The sequence below is a fragment of the Belnapia moabensis DSM 16746 genome (assembly GCF_000745835.1).
Taxonomy (GTDB): domain Bacteria; phylum Pseudomonadota; class Alphaproteobacteria; order Acetobacterales; family Acetobacteraceae; genus Belnapia; species Belnapia moabensis.
The window spans coordinates 1-6,946 of sequence record NZ_JQKB01000152.1; the positions used below are offsets into that span (position 1 = coordinate 1).

General features: G+C 66.3%; 7 protein-coding genes. 5 read left to right on the top strand and 2 right to left on the bottom strand.

The window, feature by feature from the left end; genetic code table 11:
* A partial coding sequence (locus EP26_RS28855; RefSeq protein ID WP_043344184.1) for a UDP-glucose dehydrogenase family protein occupies positions 1–1,303 on the bottom strand: 1,303 nt, incomplete at its 3' end.
* Between the two features lie 290 nt (positions 1,304–1,593).
* Between EP26_RS28855 and EP26_RS28860 the strand changes: the two genes are divergently transcribed.
* From EP26_RS28860 to rfbA, 5 genes are all read left to right on the top strand, one after another.
* Positions 1,594–2,733 carry an AGE family epimerase/isomerase gene (locus tag EP26_RS28860; protein ID WP_052389825.1) on the top strand — a complete coding sequence of 380 codons (1,140 nt, stop codon included), beginning with the start codon at positions 1,594–1,596 and terminating at the stop codon, positions 2,731–2,733.
* A gap of 349 nt (positions 2,734–3,082) precedes the next feature.
* Complete coding sequence (rfbC, locus tag EP26_RS28865) at positions 3,083–3,655, top strand: dTDP-4-dehydrorhamnose 3,5-epimerase (protein ID WP_043344492.1); 573 nt, start codon at positions 3,083–3,085, stop codon at positions 3,653–3,655.
* 11 nt (positions 3,656–3,666) lie between these two features.
* Positions 3,667–4,728, top strand: coding sequence for a dTDP-glucose 4,6-dehydratase (gene rfbB / locus EP26_RS28870; RefSeq protein ID WP_043344494.1), 1,062 nt, complete (start codon positions 3,667–3,669; stop codon positions 4,726–4,728).
* Positions 4,728–5,621: a dTDP-4-dehydrorhamnose reductase gene (rfbD, locus tag EP26_RS28875; RefSeq protein ID WP_043344495.1), complete on the top strand. Its 894-nt coding sequence runs from the start codon at positions 4,728–4,730 to the stop codon at positions 5,619–5,621. Before rfbB ends, rfbD begins: the two co-directional genes overlap by 1 nt.
* The gene (gene rfbA, locus EP26_RS28880) at positions 5,618–6,487 is read left to right on the top strand and encodes a glucose-1-phosphate thymidylyltransferase RfbA (RefSeq protein WP_043344497.1); all 870 of its coding nucleotides are present in this window, start codon (positions 5,618–5,620) and stop codon (positions 6,485–6,487) included. Before rfbD ends, rfbA begins: the two co-directional genes overlap by 4 nt.
* Before the next feature lie 174 nt (positions 6,488–6,661).
* On the opposite strand, the gene EP26_RS36525 is transcribed toward rfbA, so the two are convergent.
* A partial coding sequence (locus EP26_RS36525; RefSeq protein WP_043335212.1) for a hypothetical protein occupies positions 6,662–6,946 on the bottom strand: 285 nt, incomplete at its 5' end.

Below are 6,946 nucleotides of genomic sequence, written 5' to 3' on the forward strand. Positions count from 1 at the left end.
ACGGGCGGCCGATGCCGGAGTAATCGAGGCCGGCCTCGCGCATGGCCTCCGGGTCCCAGGCGTTGCGCAGGTCGAGCACCACCCGGCCCCGCATCGCATCGCGCAGCCGCTCCGGCGCCATCGAGCGGTACTCGTTCCACTCCGTCAGCAGCGCCACCGCATCCGCCCCCGTCACCGCCTCCAGCGGCGTCGCCGCGAAGGTCACCGCGCCGGGCAGCGACTGCCGCGCCTGGTGCGGCTGCGGGTCGTGCACCGTTACCTTGGCGCCGGCCGCCACCAGCTTCGGCAGGATGACGAGGCTCGGCGCGTCGCGCATGTCGTCGGTTTCGGGCTTGAAGGTCACGCCCAGGATGCCGATCGACTTGCCCGCCACATCGCCACCCAGCGCCGCGATGATCCGGTCCGCCATCGCCTCCTTCCGCGCGTCGTTCACCGCGATCGTCGTCTCGACGAGGCGCACCGGCGCGCCGGCATCGCGCGCCGTCATCGCCAGCGCCAGCGTGTCCTTCGGGAAACAGCTGCCGCCGTAGCCCGGGCCGGCGTGGAGGAACTTCCGCCCGATCCGCCCGTCGAGACCCATGCCGCGCGCCACGTCATGCACGTCGGCGCCCACCTTCTCGCAGAGGTCGGCGATCTCGTTGATGAAGGTGATCTTGGTCGCGAGGAAGGCGTTCGCCGCGTACTTGATCAGCTCCGCCGTCTCGATGCTGGTGGCGACGATCGGCGTCTCGATCAGATACAGAGGCCGGTACAGCCGGCGCAGCGTGGCGAAGGCCACGTCGCTCTCGGCGCCGAGCACCACGCGGTCGGGGCGCATGAAGTCGCCGATCGCGTTGCCCTCGCGGAGGAACTCCGGATTGCTGGCGACATGGATCGTCAGGTCCGGCCGCACCCGCTGCACGATCTCCTTGATCTTCTTCCCCGTCCCGACCGGCACCGTGGACTTGGTGACGAGGACGAGGTCCTTCTTTGCCGCCCGCGCCACGCCCTCGGCGGCGGCGAAGACATATTGCAGGTCGGCATGGCCATCGCCGCGGCGGGACGGCGTGCCGACGGCGAGGAAGACGCAGTCCGCGCCCTCCATCGCCTCTTCGAGCTTCGTCGTGAAGCTGAGCCGGCCATCGGCGACATTCTCTACCACCAGCTTGTCGAGGCCGGGCTCGTAGATCGGGATCACGCCGCAATGCAGCGCCTCCACCTTCGCCGGATCGGTGTCGACGATGCAGACCTGAATGCCGAACTCGGCAAAGCATGCGCCGGAGACCAGGCCGACATAGCCGGCACCAAGGACCGCAATGCGCATTGCAAAAACTCCCGTCCAAAGGACCCGTATCGGCGAGCGTAATGCCGTCTTATGGTGCTGGCGGTCAATGTTTTCTTCGCCTATCCGGTTCTTATGCACTGCCCCTCTCGGTTCGCGTGGCGCAAGCAGAGTGACAGTCATCAATCTGCATCATGATCTTCTGCCTGCTACGGTTGCAGGCGTCCCGCGGCGGTCGGACGCAGGCGAGTTGTGGGCTGCTGGAATTCTCGTCATCCTGTCTGCGGCATTGTCAGGGCGAAACGTGGCGCGATCCACAAACGCGAGATTTCATGATCGAACGCAAGCTGGCTGAGTGGATGACGCGAACCGTGCTGCCCTTCTGGGCGGCCGATGGGCGCGATCCGGCAACAGGCTTGTTCCAAGAGCGACTGCTGCCGAACGGTATGCCCGATACCGACGCGTTGCTGCGGGTGCGCGTACAGGCGCGGCAGATCTATGTCTTCGCGCATGCGGCCGTCATCGGCTGGTATCCGGACGGGACGGCTCTGGCACTCGGCGCTTATGACCGGCTGGTCGCGGCCGCCTATTCGCCGGATAGCAAGGGCGGTTTCGTCCACAGCGTCACGCGGCAGGGGCGGGTCGTCAGCCCGCTGCGCGACGCATACGACCATGCCTTCCTCTTGCTCGCCTTCGCTTGGCTGCTGCGGGCGAGCGGGGAGGCGAGGGTTCGGAGAATGCTGGAGGCAGTGCTCGATTTCGTCGATGCGGAGATGACGGCGGCTGATGGCAGCCTGTTGGAGGGCATTCCACCCAGCCTGCCGCGGCGGCAGAACCCGCAGATGCACTGGTACGAGGCGATGCTGGCGCTGATGGAGGCAGGATTTCCCGGTGCGGCGGAGCGGGCGGCACGGCACCGGGCGCTGTTCGAGACGCGGTTCTACGATGCGGCGACCGGGAGCCTGGGCGAGTATTTCACCGACGACTGGGCGCCGGCGCCGGGGATCGAGGGGCGCATCCTGGAGCCTGGGCACCATGCCGAATGGGTCTGGCTGCTGCGCCGGCACGAGGCGCTGGCTGGGCTGCCTCGCAGCCCAGTTGCGGAGGTGTTGCTGGACGCCGCCATGCGCTGGGTGGAGCCAGACAACGGGTTGCTGGTCGATGAGGTGCTGCGCGGCGGCGGAGTGCACCGGGGCACGCGGCGGACCTGGCTACAGACGGAACTGGCCAAGGCCTGGCTGTCTGAGGAAGAACTTGGCATCCCGGGGGCGGCGGAGCAGGCACGTCGGGCGCTGGCGGCGCTCGACCGCCATTTCCTGCGCCAGCCGATCCCGGCGGGTTGGCTGGATCGCGTCGATGAGCAGGGGCGCCCGTTGCCGGGCCTAATTCCAGCTAGCGCGCTGTACCACATCTTTCTTGCAGTCGCGGAGGCGGGGCGTGTTCTGGGAGGAGAGGGACGGACCCAGGCCTGAAAGGAAATCCGTTCGGTTACAAAAAAATCGAAATTTGGTCCTGCCAATATGAAGTACTAACAACAATGTTTTTATAAAAAACAAAAATATTTCCTTGAGCACAACGTAAATTCTAGGCCAATTTGTCGCCTGGGGTTCGTTCTCACTTAGTCTTTTACTGCTATATGTCTGGATCGATTTGGCGCTGCAGAGGTTATTGCCGATGTCTTAATCAACGATATTTCTGCAGAATGCCGCAATCCAAGATTGCAATCGCGTTTTCGTGTGCTATACATCGCCTCGTTGCGCCGCAGCAGATGTGGAGGCCGCGTCCGTGCCGGTACCGCTCAGGCAGGAGAGCCCGCATTCCATGGTAACCAGCGGCAATCAAACGGCGACGCGGTTTGCAATAGAGGGGCCGGTGCTGGTCGCCTCGCGCCGCTTCGGCGACCATCGTGGCTTCTTCGTCGAGAGCTACAGCGCGCGGGACTTCGCGGCCATCGGCATCGCGGATGTTTTCGTGCAGGACAACCACTCGCGCTCGGAGCAGGCGGGGACGGTGCGCGGGCTGCACTTCCAATTGGCGCCGCATGGCCAGGCCAAGCTGGTCCGGGTGTTGCGGGGCGCGATCCTCGATGTAGCCGTGGATATCCGCCGGCGCTCGCCGACCTACGGCCAATATGTCGCAGCCGAGCTTACGGCTGAGAACGGGCATCAGCTCTACGTGCCGGTCGGCTTCGCGCATGGCTTCTGCACGCTCGTGCCGGAGACGGAGGTGGCCTACAAAGTCACCGACTACTACGCCCCGGACTGCGATCGCGGCATCGCCTGGAACGATCCGGATCTCGCGCTGCCCTGGCCCTTCACGGCCGATGCGGTGCAGCTTTCCGACAAGGACCGCCGCGCGCCGCGGCTGCGCGACATCCCGGTGGCCTTCGAATAAGGGATTTCGGTATGCGTATCCTGGTCACCGGCGGGGCCGGCTTCATCGGCTCGGCCGTTACCCGGCTCCTGGTGCTGGAGCGTGGGGCGACCGTGCTCGTGGTCGACAAGCTGACCTATGCAGGCGATCGGCGCTCGATCCGTGATTGCGAGGGTCGGCACGGTTTCCAATTCCTTGAGGCGGATATCTGCGACGCGGCGCGAATGCGCGCGGCGATGGCGGAGTTCCGGCCGGATGCGGTGATGCATCTGGCGGCCGAGAGCCATGTCGACCGCTCCATCACGGGCGCAGCGGATTTCATCCAGACCAATATCAACGGCACCTTTTCCATGCTGGAGGCGGCGCGCGGCTATCATGCCGGGCTGGAGGGCGAGGCACGGGCCCGCTTCCGCTTCCACCATATTTCGACCGACGAGGTCTTCGGCTCGCTCGGCGAGACCGGCGCCTTCAGCGAGACCACGGCTTATGACCCGCGCTCTCCCTATTCAGCGAGCAAGGCGGCGTCCGACCATCTGGTCCGGGCCTGGCACGAGACCTACGGGCTGCCGGTGCTGGTGACGAACTGCTCGAACAACTACGGCCCGTACCATTTCCCCGAGAAGCTGATCCCGCTCATCATCCTCAATGCGCTGGAGGGCAAGCCGCTGCCGGTCTATGGCGACGGCAGCAACATCCGCGACTGGCTGCATGTCGAGGATCATGCGCGGGCGTTGGTCGCCGTGGTGGAGCATGGTCGGGTCGGCGAGACCTACTGCATCGGCGGGCGGGCGGAGCGGCGGAACCTCGCCGTGGTCGAGACCGTCTGCGACCTTCTGGACGAGCGCCGTCCGGGCGCCGCGCCGCGGCGGGGGCTGATCCGCTTCGTTGCCGATCGGCCGGGACATGACCAGCGCTACGCCATCGATTGCGGCAAGGTCGAGCGGGAGCTCGGCTGGCGGCAGCAGCAGAGCTTCGAGAGCGGCATTGCGGCGACGATCGATTGGTACCTCGCCAATGAGTGGTGGTGGCGGCCGCTGCGCGAGAAGAAGTACAGCGGCGAGCGGCTGGGCCTCATGACGGAGAAGGCAGGCTGATGCGCGTCCTCGTCATCGGCCGTACCGGCCAGGTCTCAACCGAGCTGCTGGCGCGGCTGCCGGCGGCAGGGCATAAGGCGGTCGGGCTGGAGCCGCCGGAATTCGACATGACGGATGCGGCGCAGATCGCCGCTGCCTTCGTGCAGCATCGGCCGGAGGCGGTGATCAACGCCGCGGCCTACACGGCGGTCGACCGCGCCGAGGATGACCGGGCGCTCGCCTTCGCGGTGAATGCGACGGGACCGCGGCTGCTCGGCGAGGCGGCGGCGCGGGCCGGCGTGCCGGTGATCCATTATTCGACCGACTATGTCTTCGACGGCGTCAAGGACAGCCCCTACACTGAGGCGGATGCGCCGGCGCCGGTCGGGGCCTATGGCGCCTCGAAACTGGCCGGGGAGCTGCTGCTGCACCTGGCGCAGCCGCGCAGCGTGACCTTCCGCACCGCCTGGGTCTGCTCGGCGCATGGCAACAACTTCGTCAAGACGATGCTGCGCTTCGGGCGGGAGCGACCGGAGATGCGGGTCGTCGCCGACCAACATGGCGCGCCGACCTTCGCCGACGACCTGGCCGATGCGGCGATCGCGCTGCTGCCGAGGCTGGTGGCGGCGAAGGCGGGGGAGCCGTGCTTCGGCGTCTTCCACCTGACCGGGCAGCCCTACACCACCTGGCATGGCTTCGCCGAGGCGATCTTCGCGGGCGCCGCGGAGCGTGGGCAGAAGGCGCCGAAGCTGACGGCCATCACCACCGCCGACTACCCGACCCGGGCGACGCGACCGGCGAATTCGCGGCTCGACTGCACGCGGGCGGCGGAGCGGCTTGGCATCCAGGCTGCCGACTGGCGGCAAGGTCTTGCGCGTTGCCTGGATGCGCTGCTGAAGGAGAACACCCCATGAAGGGCATCGTGCTGGCCGGCGGCAGCGGCACCCGGCTCTATCCGGCGACGCTGGCGGTCTCGAAGCAGCTGCTGCCGGTCTATGACAAGCCTATGGTCTACTACCCGCTCTCGGTGCTGATGCTGGCCGGCATCCGCGAGATCATGGTGATCTCGACGCCGCATGACATGCCGCTCTTCGAGCGGCTGCTGGGCGATGGCAGCCAGTGGGGCATCCGCCTGGTCTACCAGGTGCAGGAGAAGCCGAACGGCATCGCCATGGCACTGGTGCTGGCGGAGGAATTCCTCGCAGGCGAGCCCTCGGCGTTGGTGCTGGGCGACAATATCTTCCATGGCCACGAGCTTGATCTGCGGATGGCCGAGGCGCAGGCGGCGCATGGTGCGGCGGTCTTCGCCTATCGCGTGTCGGATCCGGAGCGCTACGGCGTCGTCGAATTCGATGCCGAGGGGCGGGCGCTGTCGATCGAGGAGAAGCCGGCGGCGCCGAAGTCGGATTGGGCGGTGACGGGACTCTATTTCTATGACGGGCGGGCGCCCGCGATCGCGCGCTCGCTCAAGCCCTCGGCGCGTGGGGAACTTGAGATCACCGATCTCAACCGCGTCTATCTCGACGAGGGCAGCCTGCGCGTGGCGCGGCTCGGGCGGGGCTATGCCTGGCTCGATACCGGCACGCATGACAGCATGCTCGAAGCCGGCGAGTTCGTCCGGGCGATCGAAAAGCGGACGGGGCAGAAGGTCGCTTCGCCAGAGGAGATCGCCTGGCGCAAGGGCTTCATTACCGACGAGCAACTGCTGAAGATCGCCAAGCCGCTCGGCAAGAGCGGATATGGGCGCTATCTCGAGCACATGCTCGAGCACGAACGGTAGGAATACCGAAAGGCTTCTTAGGTAGTTCTCAGCTCGACTTTCCGCTTGCTGTGCAATCGGAAGTCGAGACGAAGCAGACTGTCTCCCTTATCAACCTGTGCGGCATTTTCTCTTCCGGTTATGAGGCCGGGGTTGTAAGCTTGGCTTTGCACGTGCCGTGACGCTCGCGTGCCATCATGGCGGGCGGCAGACGATGAGCAGCAATCGCTCGATGAGATCGGCTGAGACATTCTGTGCTGTCCCGGCCAGCGGCGAGGTAGCAGAAAACTGCGCGCGCCAGAGCTCGCGGCGCACCAGCACGAGAGCGTCGCTGAAGGTTGGTAGCGACTTGCGGTACCAGCGCACACACTCGACCAGCGGTCCACGCTCGGCGGCGAGTTGGTTGGCCCACAGCGTCACGAGTGAGAACAGGGCGAACAGCGCGGGCGTGGTGCGGAGGATGGCCAGGTCGGACCATTG